We start from the raw sequence: 20,109 nt of genomic DNA on the forward strand, positions 1-20,109 counted from the left end.
TAGTTTAATGGTTTTCTACCATTAGCTTTAACTAAAGTACTTGTAGATCTTAGTGTAGTCGAAGAACCTTAAAAATTAATTTTCCTTGCTCCTATATTTCTTTGGCAAAAATTAGGTCTTAGCGAAACGCTAAGACCAGTACCAGATTTTTTTTGAGACAATTAAGCTTCGTACTTTTTAAAAATAGTACTCGCCGTGTGACCACCGAAACCAAAAGTATTGTTTAATACATAATTGATTTCCTTTTTAATCGGCTCACCCAAAACAATATTTAATCCCTTTGGAATATTTTCGTCCAGATTTTTGGTATTAATGGTAGGTGGAATGATATTATCTCTGATCGCAAGGATACTGATTACACTTTCAATTGCACCTGCCGCCCCCAATAAATGCCCGGTCATTGATTTGGTAGCCCCAATAATTACGGGCAAACCATTAAAAACAGTATGAATACCCTGCAACTCACTTAAATCACCTAATCCGGTTGAAGTAGCGTGTGCATTAATATAATCAATTTTATCCGCGGTTATTCCGGCATCTTTCAATGCTTTCGTCATACCTAAGGCCGCACCAATCCCATCGGGAGGTGTTCCGGTAAGGTGATAGGCATCTGCAGCCATTCCACCACCAACAATTTCCGCATAAATATTTGCGCCGCGCGCTAAAGCATGTTCCAACTCTTCCAAAACCAAAGCACCTGCGCCTTCGCTCATCACAAAACCATCCCTATCTTTATCAAAAGGCTTAGATGCACCCTGAGGATCATCGTTGTTTTTTGATAAAGCCTGAGCGGCATTAAATCCGCCAACAGATGACTTTGTTAGCGCTGCTTCTGAACCGCCCGCTATCATAATATTTGCTTTGCCTAAACGGATGGTATCAAAAGCATTTACGATTGCGGTATTGGACGACGCACAGGCCGAAACCGTACAGTAATTTGGCCCACGCAACTTATGACGGATGGAAATGGCACCGGCAGCAATATCAACAATCATTTTTGGAATAAAATATGGGTTAAATCTCGGCGTTCCGTCGCCGGCATGAAACTCTTCCAACTGTGCTTCGAAAGTGCCAATACCACCATTTCCGGTTGCCCAGATAACGCCGACTTCTGCCAATTCCACATCATTCATTGTTGTGAAATTCAATTCTGCATCTTTTATCGCCTGATCGCTCGAAGCAATAGCATACTGCGTAAAAAGGTCGTATTTTTTTATTTCCTTTTTCTCCAGGTATTCTTCCGGATTAAAATCCTTTACTTCACCTGCAAACTGCGTTTTAAATTTACCGGAATCAAATTTGGTAATGGGTCCAATTCCACTTTTTCCGGCCAATATCTGTTGCCAAAACTGTTCAACCGTATTACCAAGAGGGGTTATCGCACCTAAACCAGTTACTACTACTCTTTTCATTTTTAATATTTTTTAGTCAATTCCCTTGGATAAAATCAACTGTTAATTATCCAAGAGATATTTAATATAGCTGGAAGAGCTAAACACAACCTATCATTTTATTAAAGTTGATGTAAACCCAGGATTTACACTTAATGCCGCGAAAGTAACAATTCCAACATGGAAAACTGTCATCTAAATGGAAACAACAAGTTCTTTTGTTTTCCAACTATATCATTTTAGTGCTCAACAGCATCTATCCTGGCTTTTCGATTGGCGTTCATTACGTTTAAAGCATCAACTGGCGACTGTCTGAACAATTCGTAAATCTTGGCGGTATCACCTACCCTGATTTCATACTCATCATTGGCTAAAGCCGCCAGGAGCTCATCGGCCACAACTGATGGTTTAATCCCATTATGGCCACCGATTTCTTTAGAAAATTCAGTATCAACCAATGGAGGCATTAATTCAAAAACCTTAACAGCAGTTTCTTCCAGACTCAATCTTAACGATGTGCTGTATGAGTGTAATGCTGCCTTACTAGCTGCGTAAGTAGGCAATGTAATGCCCGGAACATAAGCTACTATAGATGAAACGTTTACGATAGCTGATGTTTCCTGTTGTTTTAACACAGGCAATAACTTTTGATTTATCCTAACGATAGACAGGTAATTGGTCAGCAGTTCATCTGCTGCATTTGTAAATGCATCCTGGTTTGGATCGGCCAAATTGTAGAGCAACGCTCTTCCAGCGTTGTTGATCACCATGTTTAATTCAGGAAACTCTGATTTAATTTTCTCTACCAAAAGATCTACATCATCAGCCTTACTCACGTCAGACACCACAGCGGTTACATTAGGTAATGATGCAGCTGCTGCATTTAGCCTTTCCTGGTTCCTACCTGTAATAATTACGTGGTTATCCAAAGCGGTTAACTGTTTTGCGATTTCTAAACCGATACCAGCTGTTCCGCCGATCAATAAAACGGTATTTTTTGAAGTTTTCATTTTTTATATTATTTAAATTTTTAAGATTAACAATTGCTATTTAACCCTGATAAATACCGATCGGTATATTTTAATTCAAATTTTTTTAGCCTAGGCTATTGACGTATTTTTTTAATGAATCCATGATTAAATTCCAATATGCAGGTTTCGCAGTCAATCTGGAGATCATAATTCCTCCTTCTATCATGGCAATAATGGTAAGTGCAATTTGCTCGGGATTGTGGTCTGTGTTAATTTCTTTGGAAGCAATACCTGCTTCAACCAGCTCCATAATCCTGTTCTTCCAACCAGACACCGCTTTCAGCGCCCGTGCCTTCAATTCAGGGTGGGTATCATCTGCATCAATGGCCGTATTTAAAATCGGACACCCCCCTTCTGCTACCACACCGCTAAGAAGATGTTGGTAAATATTAACGTAAACCAATAATTTACCCTTTACCTCTTTTTGTCTGTTGATTTCCTTTTCTACTCTGGATACAATATTATGTAGGTTATAATCGAAAGCAGCTAATGCTACTTCATCTTTATTGGAAAAGTTGCCATAAATACTGCCTTTGGTTAAACCTGTAGCGGCAGTAATATCATTTAAAGAAGTACCTGCATAACCCTTCATATTGAAAATGGGTGCTGTTTTCTCTACGATAAAATTTCTTGTCTTCTCTGCCTTGGTCATACTCTTTTAAATTGCCGATACAAATATATACCAATCGGTATATTAATGACAACTATTTTTATCATAGCAATCTCCTTTTAATTTATCAGAAGCTTTCCTTCAGTTTTCATTAATTTGCTTTAAGTTTGAATTTTGTAACTTTGACTTATGAACAAGCCAGAAACCATTGAAGATTTTTACCAAAACAAATTCAAGTTCCTACCTGATAACCTCCAGAATGGCGTAGGCCATTTTAACGTTTTCAAACTGGAAGATTGTTTAAGGGATGATCACAAACCAATGAGTTACAACCGCAGGGATTATTACAAAATCTGCCTGACGCGTGGCCATAACGTTTACCACTATGCGGACAGGAGTATTGAGATTAATGGTACGGCTTTAATCTTTTTTAATCCGCTCGTACCTTATACCTGGGAACTGGGCAGTGGCAAGCAAAATGAGGTAACGGGTTATTTTTGCATTTTTACAGAAGCCTTTTTTACCGAAAAGATTCGTGGAAACATTGGCGATCTGCCTATGTTTACCCATGGAGGAAAACCAGCATATATTTTAAATGAACAGCAAGACAGGCATATCGAAGCTATTTTTGCTAAAATGTTTGAAGAAATCAATTCAGATTACGTTTACAAATATGATCTGCTTCGCAATTACATTACAGAAATTACTCATTTCGCTTTGAAAACCGAGCCTTCCGAAAATTTATTCAAGCATACGGATGCCAATGCCAGGATTACTGCTGTTTTTACGGAGTTATTAGAGCGGCAGTTTCCCATTGAAACCACTACCCAAAGGTTTACCATGCGCTCCGCAAAAGACTATGCATCACAACTTTCGGTACATGTAAACCATTTAAACCGTGCGATAAAGGAAACTACGGGTAAAACCACCACCCACTACATTACAGAGCGTTTATTGAGAGAAGCTAAAGCTTTATTAAAACATACAGACTGGAATATCTCAGAAATTGGTTATTGCCTGGGATTTGAAGAACCTACCCATTTCAACAATTTTTTTAAAAAATTAACCAACCATACCCCAACTTCTTACCGGATTGTTTGAATTTCGTAATAATCAGTTTGATTAACGTAACAGCTTAAATTCATTTGCACCGTAATTTTGTCTTAACAAAAAGGATAAAACTATGGGCATGAAAAAAGTTTGGTTTATTACCGGAGCCTCAAAGGGCTTGGGATTAAGTTTAGTTCATCAACTATTGAAAGCTGGCCAATCCGTTGCGGCCACTTCAAGAAATATAAATGAACTTAAAAAAGCAGTAAATAACAATACGGAAAAATTTTTTCCACTGGCCGTTAACCTGGCTGATGAAAAAAGTGTGGAGGATGCGATACAAGCAACTATTGCAAAATTTGAAAGAGTTGATGTTGTGATCAATAATGCTGGTTATGGCATTGGGGGCAGTATAGAGGAACTGACTGATGCGGAAACAAGAAACAGTTTTGACGTAAATGTTTTCGGAACAATAAATGTCATCAGAGCCGTTTCACCTTATTTAAGAGCTCAACGGGCTGGCCACATCATCAATATCGCATCAATTGCAGGCATTGCCGGCGCAACTGGCTGGGCGATATATTCAGCAGCAAAAGCGGCAGTGATTGCGTTGTCTGAGGTTTCGGCAGACGACCTTAAGGAATTCGGGGTAAAGGTGACCGTGGTTGCTCCTGGTGCATTCAGAACAAGTTTTTTAACCCCCGATTCATTGATTTTGGCAACCAATCCAATTGCCGAATATGAAGAAGTGCGGGCAATACACCAAAAATATCTTAAAATGGACGGTCAGCAGATCGGCGACCCTGAAAAGGCCGCAGCAGCCATGATCTCATTGGCCAGTATGCCCAATCCACCTGTTCATTTACTCCTGGGAAAAGATGCTTTTCAAAGAGCCAACAGCAAAATTGACGCATTAACAAAAGAGTTTAACGACTGGAAAGCCATTACGATTTCTACAGATTTCGACAATTAATCAAATGTTAATGGCGAATTAGCAATTCAAAAAGAAGCTGTATGATAACAAAATTTCTCTAGAATTTGTCACGTTGAGCCTGTCGAAACGGCTTAAAAATCTTACGGATGGTCATTCGACAGGCTACCATTGACGTTATTTTATAATTGATTATTAATGAGCAGATTGTAGCATCATGCATTTCCGTATAGCTAGGCCATAGCACCGTATTACCGTTCTACTTAAAACCGGCCTAATAAATTTTTCGGACTGCACTGTTCTAGCCATAACACTGCCTTTGAAAGAAAAATTTTCAGCCGGCATTTTTTGTTACTTTTTGATGCCAAAAAGTAAGAGCCCTTCGGTGGCGGCGAGCCGAGGCAAGACTGTGCTGTATGACATAGGAAATCTGTTACGTCATTTATACTGATTTTTATACAATAAATTATCCCTCAGGATGACAATGTTATCATAATAAAACCCAATTAATTTATTTCATTCTAAAAACAATATCATGGAAAATCAAAAAGTTTGGTTTGTAACAGGCGCGTCCAAGGGTCTGGGATTGACCTTAGTCAAAACATTATTAAACAACGGCGTTAATGTTGCCGCAACTTCAAGAAATTTAAAAGATTTAACCAAAGCCGTAGGCGAACATGAAAACTTTTTACCTTTGGCAGTTGATCTGGTTGACGAAAACAGTGTAGAAGCTGCAGTTAGCCAAACCATCAGCAAATTTGGCCGGATAGATGTTGTGGTAAACAATGCAGGCTATGGGATGCTCGGCGCACTGGAAGAGTTAAGCGATAAGGAGTCGCGCCAAAACTTCGATGTGAATGTTTTTGGTTCACTAAATGTAATCAGAAAGGTATTGCCACAATTGCGGAAACAACAATCGGGACATATTTTTAATATTTCTTCCATAGGAGGTTTTTCTGGTAATTTCCCGGGCTTTGGGATTTATTGCGCCACCAAATTCGCAGTAGTAGGCTTTACCGAATCATTGGCTGCCGAAGTAAAATCAATGGGGATAAAAGCCACTGTAGTAGAGCCGGGTTATTTTAGAACTGAATTTCTGACAACAGGTTCTTTAGCAGTACCAGATTCTCCTATCGATGCCTATAAAGAGGTACGCGATTCGCAAGCGGCACACCAGAACGACATCAATAACCAACAGCCGGGGGATCCGGCCAAGGCAGTTGAGGTAATTATCGAAGCTTCGAAAAGCGAAAATCCACCACTTCATTTGTTCTTAGGCCCAGACGCCTATCAAATAGCTGATGCAAAAATCGCAGATGTACAGAGGGATATGGCCAACTGGAAATATTTAGCCACAGCTACCAACTTTGATCAGGAATGATTGAGAGTAGCACCTCACTGAAACAAACCTCACCTAGGGTCGTCAATCCTGAACCTGTCGAAGCATCCCTTTGGAAAGTTCCAAGGGCGTTTCGACAGGCTCATCGTGACACTGGAGATGAAAGACAACCTATGTTGCACAGGCCGTCTTTATACCAGATGATAAAAAATTATCTTTTAGGTTTTGAGCTCATGTAAAAAGTAAGCTTTCCACCGTTGGTAATATCAGCATGTTTAATCTTATGATCAGTAATCTCTTTACCATTCAATAAAACTTTTTCTACGTATACATTTTTCTCACTTTGCTTAATGGCCTCAACCGTAAAGCGTTTACCATTCTCCAGATTGATTACCGCCTGGTTTACCAATGGACTACCTAATGAATATACATCGGCACCTGGTGCTACCGGGTAAAAGCCTAGTGAAGAAAACATGTACCAGGCGCTCATCTGCCCGCAATCATCGTTTCCACCTAAACCATCAGCAGTAGGTTTGTATTGCATATTCAGGATGTGACGAACCTGTGCCTGTGTTTTCCATGGCTGATCGGCCCAGTTATAAAGGTATACAATATGGTGTGCCGGCTCGTTTCCGTGCACATAGCCACCAATAATACCCTCGCGGGTAATATCTTCTGTGTGTGCGAAAAACTCATCAGGCAGATGCATGGTAAACAAAGTATCTAATCGGGTAGCAAATTTCTTTTTACCACCCATCATTTCAATCAATGTAGCAGGATCCTGTGGCACAAAAAAGCTATAGTTCCAGCTATTGCCTTCAATAAAACCTTGTCCTTCGGTATCTTTCGGATCAAATTCTTTCTTAAAGGTTCCATCGGCCAATTTCGGACGCATAAAACCCGTTGCACTATCGTAATTATTTTTCCAGTTGTTAGAACGTTTGATAAACTCATTATAAACATCCATTCTATTTAATTTTTTAGCCAATTGTGCAATCGACCAGTCATCGTAAGAATATTCCAAATTATTGGAAACCGAAATGCCGGATTTTTCTGCAGGGATATAACCTTTATCCATGTAATAGCCAATACCTTCATAATCGCGGTGTTTCGCTGTCGCCACACAGGCATCTAAAGCTTTGTTTGCATCTCCGCTGTAAGTACCTTTAATAATGGCATCAGCAATTACCGAAACACTATGGTAACCACTCATACACCAGTTATCATTGGCATAATGCGACCAGATCGGCAACATATGCAAACTGCTCTGATCGTAATGTGCCAACATCGATTTTACCATATCGTTACTTCGCGCAGGCTGGGTAATATTAAAAAATGGATGTAAAGCACGGTATGTATCCCAAAGAGAAAAGGTGGTATAATTGGTAAACCCTTCTGCTTTGTGCACGCCCTGATCTAAACCTTTATATTCTCCATTTATATCAGTATAAGTGGTCGGGTTAATATAAGCATGATACAAAGCAGTATAGAAGTTAATTTTATTGTCGCTGGATGTATTTACCTGGATTTTGTTTAGCTCCTTATTCCAGGCGGCTTGTGCCTGTGCTTTTACTTTTTCAAAATCCCAGCCCGAAATTTCTGCCCGCATATTTTGCAGGGCATTTTCCTGACTAACCGGCGATAAAGCGAATTTAATTTTAATCTTCTCTCCTTCCCTAGTATCGAAATCGAAAAACATTTTTAACTTTTTGCCTGCAATTTCAGGGAAATTTTGTTCCTGGTTGAACTTGCCCCAGAAGCCCCTGTAAGCCTGTTTAGCATCATAGCTTTTGCGTCCATAGCTTTTAAAAGGTTTGGAAAAGCTCATTGCAAAATATACGGTTCGTGTTCTGGCCCATCCATTGGTCTGACGGTAACCGGTAACCAGGGTATCGTTTACCACACGAACATAGGTCCACACCGTTTTTTCATCGTAATTATAAATACCAGCCATCAGATCCAAAATAATGTGCGATTGATCTGATTTGGGAAAAGTATACTGGTGCATCCCTACCCTGTTGGTTGAAGTGAGTTCTGCCATAATGTTATCATCATCGAGTTTTACTTTGTAGTAACCCGCTTCAGCAACCTCATTATTGTGTGAATAGGCAGAACGGTAACCACCTTTAGGATTTGAAGCCACACCTGGGTTTAACTGCAGCTTCCCTTGTGTAGGCATAATGAGAAAATCGCCCAGATCAGAGTGACCGGTACCGCTAAAATGGGTATGACTAAATCCCGTGATGGTTTTATCTTCATACTTGTAGCCTGCACAATATTTGTATACATCGCCATTGTATTTTCCGTTTACTTCATAGGATAGGGTATCTGTTTCAGGACTTAACTGCACAGCTCCAAACGGAACAGTTGCCCCGGGATACGTATGCCCCATTTTTGATGTGCCTATAATGGGTTTAACATACTGCACCAGATTCTGCTGTGCCGATGCCATCATTGATGAAAGCAAGAAACAAGACAGGATAACGCTTTTAGTCATATCTTTTTAAGATTAGCTTGTTGATTAAAATTCTAAGGTATAAATTTATCTCCAAATATGCATAAAGCAGACACTAAAACGTTTAAGTAAATAAAAAAATACAATCTAAGCCCGGGAAATAACCTATCCTGGCGTTAAACATGATATCCGTAAATTGCGCAGGTTTAATGTTGAGCGAACAGACGCTATATATAAAAGTGATAAAAGGGAAAGCACGTGGCGAGGAAATGTTTAGTCGCCGCTTTTTACAAGTAACTGACTTCCTCTAAATAATTTCAGCTAAATAAACCTTATTTTTGCATCCTTATATTTTTTAAGATGAGTAAACACGGTAGAATTCTGGTGGCCATGAGTGGCGGGGTTGATAGTTCGGTAGCAGCTGTGATGTTGCATGAACAGGGTTATGAGGTTATTGGATTAACCATGAAGACCTGGGATTATGCCACCTCTGGCGGTAGCAGTAAGGAAACCGGTTGTTGTTCATTAGATAGTATTAATGATGCCCGTACACTTGCCGTAAATTATGGATTCCCACATTATATTCTGGATATAAGGGATGAATTTGGCGATTATGTGATTGATAACTTTGTGGACGAATATCTTGCCGGAAGAACCCCAAATCCTTGCGTTTTATGTAATACGCATATTAAATGGGAAGCACTTTTAAAACGCGCTAACAAACTGGATTGTGAATTTATTGCAACGGGGCATTACGCCAATATCCGCCAGCAGGATAGTGGTCGTTATGTGATTTCGAAAGGTAAAGACGAAAATAAAGATCAATCTTATGTACTCTGGGGGGTGTCTCAAGAGAACCTTTCGCGTACTAAATTCCCATTAGGCAGTTTTGCAAAGTCTGAAATCAGGCAGATGGCGCTGGATATGGGACAGGAAGAACTGGCCAAAAAATCAGAAAGTTATGAAATCTGTTTCGTACCCGATAACGATTATCGATCTTTCTTGAAGCATAAAGTAGCCGATTTAGAAGATCGGGTGGCTGGCGGTAATTTCATTTTAAGTAATGGAATGGTTGTTGGCCAACATAAAGGTTATCCTTTTTATACTATTGGTCAGCGTAAGGGATTAGGTGTTGCCTTTGGAGAGCCTATGTTTGTAACACAGATCCTGCCGGAAAGCAATACAGTGGTTTTAGGTAAAGCCCATGAGCTTGAACGTGGTGAAGCTATGGTACGCAATATTAATTTAATTAAATATGCAAGCATTGAAGAACCAATGAGTGATGTGATTACCAAAATACGTTACAAAGATGCGGGCATGTTGAGTACAATTGTTCAGGAAAAAGACAAAATGCGTGTCGTTTTCGATCATCATGTGTCGGCAATTGCCCCTGGTCAATCTGCTGTATTTTATGAAGGCAATGACTTATTGGGTGGAGGTTTTTTAGTTTAATAGGTTGTCAGTTCTTCTTATTGAGCATTAATATAATAAAGTTACTCCACATCTAAACGGTCGTCATTTCGAGCGGATTGCAACGCAGTAGAGAACCCGAAGGCTCAGCGAAGCTAAATCTGCCTAAATAGGTCTCTCTATTCCGCTGCGCTTCAGTCGAGATGACGATCTTTTCTATAAAGTATTTTATAACTATTCACTTCCCTTAAAAATATTAATCGATGCAGTTTTCCAGTGAATGTAACCTAAATTTCCGCAGGTTTGGGCTACAAAGTTTTCTACGTCTTCCGGCACGTCATTAACTACACGCCACCTGATTTTATATTTTGGATTATAACTGATATAAACCACTAAATCATCACTGCGTTGCCCAACGGCATGCAAAGGTTGTAAATGAATATCCTGCAGATCTGCAGCAGCATTCCTCAGTCTTTCATTCATAATTCTACCTAATGAAAGATCCGGTTTAAAATCTGTTTCGAGTATGGCTAAAACGGTAACGGTCATAGAAAAAATAAATATATTAGCAAACTAACCAAGAAAGAAGCCTTTTGTTTAAAATCATCCATTATACATCGCATAATTTCGATGATTTTCTCTTTAGTGTGTCTCTCCAAAAGCAAATCTATACTAAAAAAATTAGTATCAAAATTTATTTTTATCTTTTTTTTAGCCGAAGTAATAATTATAGAAACGCATGACATGAATTAAATCGCGGTTAGTCAGTCATAGATTGCGCAAAATGACTTAAACACCTGACAACTAGAGTTCTTACCACATACCAAGATTAAGTACATAAAAATTGCATCTATGCAACGAAGACCTGATCAAAGAGAAGAGAATTCATAACGTTTTATTATCGAAGACTCTTGCTAACTTGCCACATTTCCTGACGGAAACATGCTGGAAATCTTCAATGCTTTAAAACGAAATATCAAAACATGTCTGCCAATGCTGATATTGGCTAATAATGCGATGCGGAAGGTTACATTAACAAACCTGCTGACCTGAACGCGTTGGCCAGCAAGGTGGTTAGGTGTCTGAAAGCTCAGTTCAATAAAAAGTCATTAGTCCACAAATTAGTCTTAAGTCCTAAATTATACAGCCCCAAGTTAAAGTTTTCATTAGCATGAAAGACTTCTATTTAATGGCGGTGAAAGTAGTGAAAATAGACCAATGATCAGTGAACTAATGACTAATGCACTATCTAAATGGCTATACTTTCAATTGCTTTATCTAAAGCTAAATCCTTTAGACCGGGAATGCTTACACCTTCTGCACGATATACGGTTACATCAGTCATACCCATAAAACCCAGAACCGCCCTAAGATAAGATTCTGTAAAATCATAAGGTTTCATCGGCCCTTCTGAATAAACACCACCGGAAGAAATAGCCAAATACACTTTTTTGTTTTTCACCAAGCCTTCAGGACCATTTTCGGAGTACCTGAATGTTTTACCGGCACGTGCAATATGATCGATCCATGCTTTTAGCGTTGATGCAACACCAAAATTATACATTGGGACACCGATTACAATCACATCTGAATCTTCAAGTTCGGCAATAGCCTCGTCAGAATGTTTTATAGCTGCTGTTAATTCTGCAGTATGATTCTCTTTAGGTGTAAAAAAAGAATTGATGTGCACCTCTTCCAAATGCGGAAACGGGGTATTGGTAAGATCGTGTACGGTTAAAGTGTTTCCGGGATTTGCTTCCTGTAACTTTTCTACAATGGCATTTCCCAATTTAATACTGAAAGATGCTTCGCCCCTGGGGCTGGATATTAGATGTAATATTTTCATTTTTTTGCCTTTTAAATGTCTGGCAAAATTATAGATACACCGTATCAAAAAGCTATTACTATACTAAAGGATAGTGCTATCCTTTAGTATAGCTGCTTATTTTTTTTTAGAAAATAAAACCTATTTACCCAATTTACCAGATAAAGCATTGACCTGCTTTAAATGTTTTTTAAGGATCGGTAAATACTTTCCTGCATATTTTTTAACATCAATATCAGAAGATTGAGCAGCTTTTTCAAACAAGGCAACAGCTTGTTGATGATCGGAAACCATCATCTCTGCATAAGCTTTATCAAATGTGCCTCCACTCAGGCTGTTCAACCGGCTGATCGCATGAGTCACTTCCGCTTCCGCGTTACCTGTTTTTGGAGCTAAGCCTGTGTTACCTGCTTCGCCTCCGGCGTTCCTGGTACGGGAAGTGTCTTTCAAGTTTTCAGGAGCAGAGTCAACTCTGCCATCAGGTCTTAAACCACCTTCCGGAGTGCTCATCGGCAAGGTTACTTTTTTAAGTTTCGCCAATGCCCTCAATTCCTCATTGGCCTGGTTATGGTCGTCAACCATCATCTGTCCAAATGCCTTAATTTTTTTGTCAGTTGCTTTATCTGCAGCAAGCTTGCCGGTTAAAACTTCCTTCATTCCTGCAATTGCAGCCTGCTGCAAAAATTGCTCGGTAGTAATGGTGTCTTGCTGACGACTGTAACCAGTTAAAGTTGCATAATGCCAATCGGCATTTGCAATTGCATTAAATGAAGTAGCTGAAATGATCATTCCCACTACGGCTATTTCACGGGTTTTAAAACGTTTTTTCATAATAGATCAGTTAAGGTATAACGCACTAATAGAACCATACCGGTAATTAAAAAGTTTGAACAACCTCATCATTTAAAACCCTACAACAATAGGGTTTAAGATTTTAAATTTCTACTAAACTTAATCCATTTTTATCCTGTTCTATTATAAAAAACATAAACTATGGAAAATCAAGAAAACAACCAACCGGAAGAAGAAATTCAAAATATCGAACAGTTCCAGATTAACCGTTCGCAGGGAAATGCATCTGAAGGACATGCAACGCCCCAGCCAGATGGCGATAATGACTACACAGAAGATGAAATACCATTTGCGGATGGTGAAGGGACACAATTAGATGAAGAAATTGAGGATCCCGAAGATGATGAAGCGCTGGAAGAAAAGGATGACTACAATGAATCTGACATAGAAGAATTGGATAACGATCCTAATGCCTATGACGAGGAAGATAGCGAAATGCTATAACACATTATTATTTTACAAAAGATGCCAGACTTGCAATAGCCTGGCATTTTTTTATTTAACTACACCTCCCTAAACACCTATTTCATAAGGCATTAACATGATGAACTTTATGTTCAAATAATTATCCATTCACCACTTCTCCGCCATTAACATGCATCACCTGTCCGGTAATAAATGAGGCATCATCTGAAGCCAGGAATACGTAAGACGGACCAAGCTCCGACGGCTGCCCTGCTCTTTCCATTGCGGTTTCAGACCCGAATGACTTAATCTTTTCTTCATCAAAGGTAGACACAATGAGCGGTGTCCAAACCGGGCCAGGTGCCACGGCATTTACACGGATACCGGTTTTGGCTAAATTTGTTGCCAGTGAACGGGTAAAAGATGTTATTGCTCCTTTCGTTGATGAATAATCGATCAGGTTTGGAGAAGAACGGTAGGCGGTCACCGAGGTCGTATTGATAATGGTATCACCCGCCTTCAAATGGTTCAATGCTTCGTGGGCGAAATAGAAATAACCAAATATATTGGTCCGGAAAGTATCTTCTAATTGCTTGTCATCAATCCCTTTCGGATCTTTCTGCGGAACCTGCATTCCAGCATTATTTACTAAAACATTAATCTTTCCAAATTTTTTAACTGTTGTTTCCACAGCTTTTTTACAAAAAGCAGGTTTTTTGACATCGCCTTTAATCAACAGGCAGACTTTCCCTTCAGCTTCAACCATTTTCCGGGTTTCTTTTGCATCTATATCTTCATCCAGGTAAACAATGGCTACATCGGCTCCTTCTCTGGCAAAATGAACAGCTACCGAACGACCGATTCCACTATCTCCACCGGTAATCAATGCAACCTTATCAGCTAGTTTGCCCGATCCTTTATAATTTGCTTTAATCACTTCCGGCCTCGGATCCATTTCTGCCTCGATACCAGGCTGTTTGTTTTGTTTAGCAGGTGTTTTCTGTGTTTTCATCGCGTCTTATCTCATTAAATTTCACTTTAACCATTAAACAAGAACATCTTCTGCAAAGTTTTAAGAACCTCTCCCTTTGGCATTAAAACTAATTTAACTTAATATATTGCTCATATTGGACTATTTTTAAAGGATATACTGCAGTAAATTAGCGTATTAAATACTAACCAAAAGAAACCGAAAATGAGAAAAACTATTTTATCAGCGCTATTTATACTATGCTTAATCTTTCCTGGCCTTGCCCAAAAAAGACTGGGCAACGAAACGGCTGCCCAAAAGACAAAAAGAATGGAATGGTGGACGGATGCCCGTTTTGGCATGTTTATTCACTGGGGCTTATACGCACTGCCTGCCCGCCACGAATGGGTTAAAAGCTATGAACACATCACCAACGAAAACTACCAGAAGTACTTTGATCAATTTAACCCTGATTTATTTGATCCTAAAAAATGGGCCATGGAAGCTAAGGCAGCAGGAATGAAATACGCTGTACTCACCACTAAACATCACGAAGGGTTTACCTTGTTTGACAGTAAATACACCAATTATAAAGCAACAAATACGCAGGCAAAAAGAGATTTGGTAAAAGAATTTGTTGATGCTTTTCGCGCAGAGGGCATTAAAGTAGGCTTTTATTATTCACTTATTGATTGGCACCATCCCGATTTTACAGTGGATAGGTATCATCCCTTAAAACCCAAAAATGACAACGAAGCTGAGTACGCGGCGTTAAACAAAAACAGGGATATGGCCAGATATCGTAAATATTTATACGACCAGGTAACAGAACTGTTAACCAAATACGGCAAAATTGATATTCTCTGGGCAGACTTCTCCTATCCTGGCAAAAATGGCAAAGGTCGCGACGACTGGGGTTCGATAGCTTTACTTAAGCAGATTAGAAAACTGCAGCCAGAAATTATCGTAGATAACCGCTTGGACCTGAATGATTACGAAGACGGAACCGACTTTGAAACACCTGAACAGGTTAGTGCGAAAGAATTGGAAAAATACCATGGTAAAGTTTGGGAAACATGTCAAACCTTTTCAGGATCATGGGATACCATCGGGATGAAAACACGTGGAAGAATAACAGAACATTATTGAATCTTTTAATTACTTCGGTAGCCAACGGAGGAAATCTACTATTAAATGTTGGTCCTACCGCACGAGGTGAGTTTGACAACAGGGCAAATGTTGCGTTAGACAGCCTTGCCATTTGGATGCATGCCAATTCGAAATCTATATACCATTGTACATTTGCACCTGAAGAATTTAAAGCAGCTCAAGGAACAAAACTGACCTACAATAAAGATGCTAAAAAACTGTATATGCATCTTTTCGAGTATCCAAATACCGGATATATTAAGTTGGATGGTTATAAAGATAGCGTGAAGTACATACAATTTTTACATGACAACTCTGAAATACTGATTGATACAGAAAAATCTACCGGAAACACACTTATATTAAAACTACCTAAGAAAAAACCGGATTACGAAGTTCCTGTAATTGAATTGGCATTAAAATAATGTTATCTGCAATCATCAGCAAGTGCCTGCGAGTTCACTACTGCAGGCATTTTGTTGAAACAGTTTTTATAGTCACCCTTAATTAAATACCAGCTAAACATAATGATGGCCTGAAATGTTAAGCTTGTATGAAGTTTATTGCATTACCCTTTTGTTTTTTCCTTTGCTATCTCAAATCATATGCTCAATATACCGACAGCGTAAATTACCACGTATTGCTTACTTCAACCGGATCCATTAACAGAACAAATGAAGACAGAGCCTACCTATTAAATAATGCACTTAATTTTGGTCTGAAAAAGAAAAGTTTTGTATTAAATTCCACTTCGGCGTGGTTGTATGGAAAGCAAAACAGCAATTTAACCAACAATGATTTTTCTACCACGTTAAACTTTAACCTCTATAAAACCTTTCCGCATTTTTATTATTGGGGTTTAGTGAATTATAATACCAGTTATTCGTTAAAGTTAAAAAATCAATTGCTTGCCGGCGGCGGCATTGCCTACAGCATATTAGACAAACCAAACGCATACATTAACCTGAGTGACGGCGTATTATTTGACCAAAGTAGCCTGATTGTGGGCGATAGCTATCATACTTATCGGAATTCGCTCAGAATGCAGTATCATTTTGCTATAAAAGAACTCATTACGATTGACGGAAATCATTTCCTGCAAAACTCGTTTGACAGAAACGGGGATTATATTATCCGCTCTACCACTACACTCGGCTTGAAATTACGCAAATGGATTAGCCTCACCACCGCTTTGAATTATAACAGACTCAACATTACCCGCAGCGAAAACCTGAACCTGACCTACGGGTTAACGTTAGACAAGTATTTTTAAATCTTTTTCAGTTGATCAGCCAGTAATAAATATTGATTCTTAGTTTTTAATTATTCTCTTTTATTGTCATCCTTGAACAAGCAAGTATCTTTATCTATTCGTAAAACTGCTTTAGCAAGTACATCAAATCATCAATTAATAAGCCTGGGGTTGAGTGTTTACCGTGTTAATTAACAGCTAAATTAAATGTAAGCATGGCAAATTCTTAGATGCTTAACCATTGTTGATAATTTTATAAAAATAAAACCCACTGAAATAGAACACTTAGCATTTTTTATGGCTACAAGCGACAAAAAGAAGTTCGAAGATATGCCATCAAATGATAATTTTGTGTTATGGCAAATATGAACGTTAGAAAATCGATCCAAAATAAAATCGAATCATTAGCTAAGGAAATTGAAACCTTACAGGCAGAACTAAAAAGGTGGGAAAAAATTGCAGCAGATTATGAGATCAATTCAGAGAGTATTGATTTGATTTTATCAATCCAATTACCTGAAAAACCTGAACCCAAAACTAAAAAGGTAAAATCTTAAAACATTTAGATCACTGACTGTATCGTAATTGGTTTAAGCAACCTGCTGAGCTTGAAGAAGTATCAAAACGAGCCTTTCTCAGAACGATTTTTTAGATTTTTGGCAGAATAATATTTCGAAAGGGCGTCATTCCCATGAAAACGGGCATCTTAATGCAATAACGGCAACTAAACAAGTCCATACTAAAGCATAAAGATGCCCATCGATAGATCAAGCTGCGCATGACAAACGTCGCCAAATTTAATGCTCTTGCTACTACTGAATCTGCTATTTTGAGGCATGCCCTCTTCAACAAACTCAGCATAACAAGTGCTGCTTGATATGTTCCCTGATTTTCAGGTCCTTCGCTTACGGTTTGTTTCGATAGCTATCAAAAAGATATTGAAAAATTTCAGCATGATGGTTAAAAAGATATTGCATTACCACCTCTTCTACCCTTTCAACGGAATTCTGGCATATGGCTTAAAATTACTCCATCGCTTTTCAGTTAAAACAGTTACTTTCTTCGCTGTTCCATCGTAAACTTCCCGACTTAAGAAAGATAGTTTTCTAAACAGCTGCTTGTTATACGATTTAGTTATTCTCAAAAGCTCAAAACCCTTTCCTGCCGGATCGTGTTATGCATATACAACAAAAACAATGTATATGAAAAAGTTTATTTATGTTATGGCTATTTCCGCCCTCGCCTTTCAGGCCTGTAATGGCGGGAACAAAGATGCCAAAGAAAGTGCTGATAGTTTAAATATGGCAAAAGACACGACTACCAATGCTGCCGCTACCGGAGGAATTGCAGTAGAAGAAGCTGATGCCAAATTTACCACAGAGGCAGCTGTTGGCGGAATGGCAGAAGTAGAATTGGGAAAAATGGCCCTCGAAAAAAGCAGTAATCCGCAAGTTAAAGAATTTGCAACAATGATGGTTAAAGATCATGGTATGGCAAATACAGAGTTAATGGCGATTGCAAAACAAAAAAACATTACCCTTCCTAGTACTGTAGATGATGAGCATAAGAAAAAAATGGAAGACCTGAGCAAAAAGACAGGTACTGATTTTGATAAAGCTTATGTAAGCGCCATGGTTGAGGGACACAAGTCTACCTTAAAATTAATGGAAGATGAATCAAAAGATGGTAAAGACGCAGATCTTAAAGCTTTTGCAACTAAGACCGCACCAATTGTTCAAAGCCACTTACAAATGATCAATAAAATTAATGATAGCATGAAATAACATGCTTTAAAAGTTATCATGGGAGAAGGAACGGTATATCGCACCTTCTCTGCATGATGATTTCTTTGAAAAGCCTTCTAAACCGGCTGTAGTAAATTACTTAAAACCAATACTCTATCCCCAACTCATTTCTAATTTTCGTTACATCTTTCCATTTATTAAAATTATTAATAGCCTGAGTTCGATCCATAATGTGCTTTAATTTGGGTTCATTGGTACTTTGCATGAACGTTCGTCACCCTGAACTTGTTTCAGGGTCTTTATAGCAAGGCGTTTTAACGGAAAAGATGCTGAAATAGTTCAGCATGACGAAAAGGCTAGCAATTTGTCCTAATAAAGCTCATTAATTTTTAAATATTAATCAAACCTAGGTTAATAAGCCCATTTTTAGACTATTCTAATTTAGAAGATTTCTCGACTTCACTGCGTTTCGCTCGAAATGACGTCCTTCACATCCTTGAAAAGAATAATTTCACTACTACATCTACAAATTTCTAAAGCTCTGGTGGCGTATGCCAATCAATAAATGATTTTCTGCTCATCATTTTCAAATAAGGATAATTTCCATTCAATTGTTTTCGCTGTTTGAGCTCATATAAAAAATGTCCACCTAAATCAACAATGATTCTCGCAGTAGCAGCATACCATACACTATGAGGCTGTTTCCAACAAAAAGAATATAAATCGGAAGTGAGTTTAATTCCTTTCAGTTCGGGATGGTAAAAGTTAAGTATTTTTGGATTGGCTAATCCCTGCATAACCTCCGCTTTCCGAACCATTGAAAGGTGATCGGAATGACAAAACTCATATCCTGATAACTTGGGATCATCCACATCAGGAAGGTGCTTCAATATTTTAAAGCCCTTAAATTTCTTACCATTCAATACCCATATCAGATTTGGATAAAAAGACTCCCTGCTGTTCAGTTCTGCAAGTGTTAGCGGCGAATTTTGAAACTCGATGGTATAACCGGATGGAGTAAATATATCTGCCCGGTGAAGATCGGAATTGGCAGCATCATAAAAGGCAACTTCTCTAAATGATGGTGGAAAAGCCAGCTTCCAATCGCGGTGCCAGGCCGTTTCCTTTCTGTAATGTTCCTTTTTAACTAATGGAATACCCGGAACCACTTCATCAACAGAAATATCTCTTCTGACTGCGTTATCCATTCTCTGCATTTACAATAAAAAATCAATTAGGGAAACACAAAGCTAAACTAAAATTTTTAGTACAACAAGCCTCATTTACGCTTTATTAACAGGCTTGAGCAACTATTCCTTGAAACTTGTCCCCAGAACTTCGACTTCGGAATCTATCTTTTCTTAAACCGCGAATTACGCAAAGTAATACGCCGAGGGCACAAAGAGTTGGATACATATCTTTAAAAACCTTGATCGTCGGACCTCCGACACCAGACTTTGGACTTTTACTAACCACAAAGGACACAAAGTAAAGGCACAAAGCACACAAAGTTAGGTGCCTATTATCTGAAACCCTTTCTTCTGACCTCCGACACTCGACTTCGGACTTTTATCAACTACAAAGGACACAAAGTAAGGGCACCGAGCACACAAAGTTGGTCGACTATTACCTGAAACCCTATCTTCGGACCTCCGACACCGGACTTCTGACTTTTAGACTTCAAACTATTCGTT

17 protein-coding genes and 1 pseudogene are annotated in these 20,109 nt (G+C 38.7%); 9 read left to right on the plus strand and 9 right to left on the minus strand.

What is annotated here, in order from left to right; genetic code table 11:
* Nucleotides 1-161: 161 nt before the first annotated feature.
* The 3 genes from fabF to DV942_RS01920 all read right to left on the minus strand — a co-directional run bounded on the left by fabF (nucleotide 162) and on the right by DV942_RS01920 (nucleotide 3,074).
* Nucleotides 162-1,412: a beta-ketoacyl-ACP synthase II gene (gene fabF / locus DV942_RS01910; RefSeq protein ID WP_145854812.1), complete on the minus strand. Its 1,251-nt coding sequence runs from the start codon at nucleotides 1,410-1,412 to the stop codon at nucleotides 162-164.
* Between the two features lie 218 nt (nucleotides 1,413-1,630).
* The gene (locus tag DV942_RS01915) at nucleotides 1,631-2,401 is read right to left on the minus strand and encodes an SDR family oxidoreductase (protein WP_145854814.1); all 771 of its coding nucleotides are present in this window, start codon (nucleotides 2,399-2,401) and stop codon (nucleotides 1,631-1,633) included.
* An 85-nt stretch (nucleotides 2,402-2,486) separates the two neighbouring features.
* Nucleotides 2,487-3,074, minus strand: coding sequence for a TetR/AcrR family transcriptional regulator (locus DV942_RS01920; RefSeq protein ID WP_145854816.1), 588 nt, complete (start codon nucleotides 3,072-3,074; stop codon nucleotides 2,487-2,489).
* A gap of 147 nt (nucleotides 3,075-3,221) precedes the next feature.
* On the opposite strand from DV942_RS01920, the gene DV942_RS01925 reads away from it, so the two are divergent.
* The 3 genes from DV942_RS01925 to DV942_RS01935 all read left to right on the plus strand — a co-directional run bounded on the left by DV942_RS01925 (nucleotide 3,222) and on the right by DV942_RS01935 (nucleotide 6,394).
* Nucleotides 3,222-4,133: a helix-turn-helix domain-containing protein gene (locus tag DV942_RS01925; protein ID WP_090979678.1), complete on the plus strand. Its 912-nt coding sequence runs from the start codon at nucleotides 3,222-3,224 to the stop codon at nucleotides 4,131-4,133.
* Nucleotides 4,134-4,221: 88 nt separating this feature from the next.
* Nucleotides 4,222-5,055, plus strand: a complete 834-nt coding sequence (locus DV942_RS01930) for an SDR family NAD(P)-dependent oxidoreductase (RefSeq protein WP_342354896.1) — start codon at nucleotides 4,222-4,224, stop codon at nucleotides 5,053-5,055.
* Nucleotides 5,056-5,548: 493 nt separating this feature from the next.
* Complete coding sequence (locus DV942_RS01935) at nucleotides 5,549-6,394, plus strand: SDR family oxidoreductase (protein ID WP_145854821.1); 846 nt, start codon at nucleotides 5,549-5,551, stop codon at nucleotides 6,392-6,394.
* Nucleotides 6,395-6,563: 169 nt separating this feature from the next.
* Here the strand turns inward: DV942_RS01935 and DV942_RS01940 are convergent, their stop codons facing one another.
* Entirely contained in the window at nucleotides 6,564-8,849 is a 2,286-nt protein-coding gene (locus tag DV942_RS01940; RefSeq protein ID WP_145854823.1) for a GH92 family glycosyl hydrolase, read from the minus strand.
* Between the two features lie 318 nt (nucleotides 8,850-9,167).
* Between DV942_RS01940 and mnmA the strand changes: the two genes are divergently transcribed.
* Nucleotides 9,168-10,259, plus strand: coding sequence for a tRNA 2-thiouridine(34) synthase MnmA (gene mnmA / locus DV942_RS01945; RefSeq protein WP_145854825.1), 1,092 nt, complete (start codon nucleotides 9,168-9,170; stop codon nucleotides 10,257-10,259).
* Nucleotides 10,260-10,451: 192 nt separating this feature from the next.
* Here the strand turns inward: mnmA and DV942_RS01950 are convergent, their stop codons facing one another.
* The 3 genes from DV942_RS01950 to DV942_RS01960 form a co-directional block, all read right to left on the minus strand.
* Nucleotides 10,452-10,766, minus strand: a complete 315-nt coding sequence (locus tag DV942_RS01950) for a hypothetical protein (RefSeq protein WP_134203646.1) — start codon at nucleotides 10,764-10,766, stop codon at nucleotides 10,452-10,454.
* 700 nt (nucleotides 10,767-11,466) lie between these two features.
* Nucleotides 11,467-12,063, minus strand: coding sequence for an FMN-dependent NADH-azoreductase (locus DV942_RS01955; protein WP_145854827.1), 597 nt, complete (start codon nucleotides 12,061-12,063; stop codon nucleotides 11,467-11,469).
* A gap of 120 nt (nucleotides 12,064-12,183) precedes the next feature.
* Complete coding sequence (locus tag DV942_RS01960) at nucleotides 12,184-12,873, minus strand: DUF4142 domain-containing protein (RefSeq protein ID WP_145854830.1); 690 nt, start codon at nucleotides 12,871-12,873, stop codon at nucleotides 12,184-12,186.
* Nucleotides 12,874-13,035: 162 nt separating this feature from the next.
* Here DV942_RS01960 and DV942_RS01965 point away from each other — a divergent pair, with 162 nt between their 5' ends.
* Nucleotides 13,036-13,338, plus strand: coding sequence for a hypothetical protein (locus DV942_RS01965; RefSeq protein WP_145854832.1), 303 nt, complete (start codon nucleotides 13,036-13,038; stop codon nucleotides 13,336-13,338).
* A 121-nt stretch (nucleotides 13,339-13,459) separates the two neighbouring features.
* Here the strand turns inward: DV942_RS01965 and DV942_RS01970 are convergent, their stop codons facing one another.
* Nucleotides 13,460-14,311, minus strand: coding sequence for an SDR family oxidoreductase (locus DV942_RS01970; protein ID WP_145854834.1), 852 nt, complete (start codon nucleotides 14,309-14,311; stop codon nucleotides 13,460-13,462).
* 318 nt (nucleotides 14,312-14,629) lie between these two features.
* Between DV942_RS01970 and DV942_RS01975 the strand changes: the two are divergent.
* The 4 genes and pseudogenes from DV942_RS01975 to DV942_RS01990 all read left to right on the plus strand — a co-directional run bounded on the left by DV942_RS01975 (nucleotide 14,630) and on the right by DV942_RS01990 (nucleotide 18,454).
* Nucleotides 14,630-15,843, plus strand: a pseudogene (locus DV942_RS01975) (alpha-L-fucosidase).
* Between the two features lie 128 nt (nucleotides 15,844-15,971).
* Entirely contained in the window at nucleotides 15,972-16,691 is a 720-nt protein-coding gene (locus DV942_RS01980) for a DUF481 domain-containing protein (protein WP_145854836.1), read from the plus strand.
* Nucleotides 16,692-17,026: 335 nt separating this feature from the next.
* Nucleotides 17,027-17,227: a hypothetical protein gene (locus tag DV942_RS01985; protein WP_090979701.1), complete on the plus strand. Its 201-nt coding sequence runs from the start codon at nucleotides 17,027-17,029 to the stop codon at nucleotides 17,225-17,227.
* Nucleotides 17,228-17,872: 645 nt separating this feature from the next.
* Nucleotides 17,873-18,454 (plus strand): DUF4142 domain-containing protein, encoded by a 582-nt coding sequence (locus DV942_RS01990; protein WP_145854838.1) that lies wholly within the window; start codon nucleotides 17,873-17,875, stop codon nucleotides 18,452-18,454.
* 494 nt (nucleotides 18,455-18,948) lie between these two features.
* Here the strand turns inward: DV942_RS01990 and DV942_RS01995 are convergent, their stop codons facing one another.
* The gene (locus tag DV942_RS01995; protein WP_244950801.1) at nucleotides 18,949-19,623 is read right to left on the minus strand and encodes a competence protein; all 675 of its coding nucleotides are present in this window, start codon (nucleotides 19,621-19,623) and stop codon (nucleotides 18,949-18,951) included.
* Nucleotides 19,624-20,109 lie beyond the last annotated feature (486 nt).

The sequence above is a fragment of the Pedobacter suwonensis genome (assembly GCF_007833675.1).
GTDB lineage: Bacteria > Bacteroidota > Bacteroidia > Sphingobacteriales > Sphingobacteriaceae > Pedobacter > Pedobacter suwonensis.

Coding starts and splice junctions, on each gene's coding strand:
- fabF (WP_145854812.1), bottom strand. CDS start 1,412: ATGAAAAGAGTAGTAGTAACTGGTTTAGGTGCGATAACCCCTCTTGGT.
- DV942_RS01915 (WP_145854814.1), bottom strand. CDS start 2,401: ATGAAAACTTCAAAAAATACCGTTTTATTGATCGGCGGAACAGCTGGT.
- DV942_RS01940 (WP_145854823.1), bottom strand. CDS start 8,849: ATGACTAAAAGCGTTATCCTGTCTTGTTTCTTGCTTTCATCAATGATG.
- DV942_RS01965 (WP_145854832.1), top strand. CDS start 13,036: ATGGAAAATCAAGAAAACAACCAACCGGAAGAAGAAATTCAAAATATC.
- DV942_RS01980 (WP_145854836.1), top strand. CDS start 15,972: ATGAAGTTTATTGCATTACCCTTTTGTTTTTTCCTTTGCTATCTCAAA.
- DV942_RS01935 (WP_145854821.1), top strand. CDS start 5,549: ATGGAAAATCAAAAAGTTTGGTTTGTAACAGGCGCGTCCAAGGGTCTG.
- DV942_RS01960 (WP_145854830.1), bottom strand. CDS start 12,873: ATGAAAAAACGTTTTAAAACCCGTGAAATAGCCGTAGTGGGAATGATC.
- DV942_RS01970 (WP_145854834.1), bottom strand. CDS start 14,311: ATGAAAACACAGAAAACACCTGCTAAACAAAACAAACAGCCTGGTATC.
- DV942_RS01925 (WP_090979678.1), top strand. CDS start 3,222: ATGAACAAGCCAGAAACCATTGAAGATTTTTACCAAAACAAATTCAAG.
- DV942_RS01955 (WP_145854827.1), bottom strand. CDS start 12,063: ATGAAAATATTACATCTAATATCCAGCCCCAGGGGCGAAGCATCTTTC.
- DV942_RS01995 (WP_244950801.1), bottom strand. CDS start 19,623: ATGGATAACGCAGTCAGAAGAGATATTTCTGTTGATGAAGTGGTTCCG.
- DV942_RS01990 (WP_145854838.1), top strand. CDS start 17,873: ATGAAAAAGTTTATTTATGTTATGGCTATTTCCGCCCTCGCCTTTCAG.
- DV942_RS01985 (WP_090979701.1), top strand. CDS start 17,027: ATGGCAAATATGAACGTTAGAAAATCGATCCAAAATAAAATCGAATCA.
- DV942_RS01930 (WP_342354896.1), top strand. CDS start 4,222: ATGAAAAAAGTTTGGTTTATTACCGGAGCCTCAAAGGGCTTGGGATTA.
- DV942_RS01920 (WP_145854816.1), bottom strand. CDS start 3,074: ATGACCAAGGCAGAGAAGACAAGAAATTTTATCGTAGAGAAAACAGCA.
- mnmA (WP_145854825.1), top strand. CDS start 9,168: ATGAGTAAACACGGTAGAATTCTGGTGGCCATGAGTGGCGGGGTTGAT.
- DV942_RS01950 (WP_134203646.1), bottom strand. CDS start 10,766: ATGACCGTTACCGTTTTAGCCATACTCGAAACAGATTTTAAACCGGAT.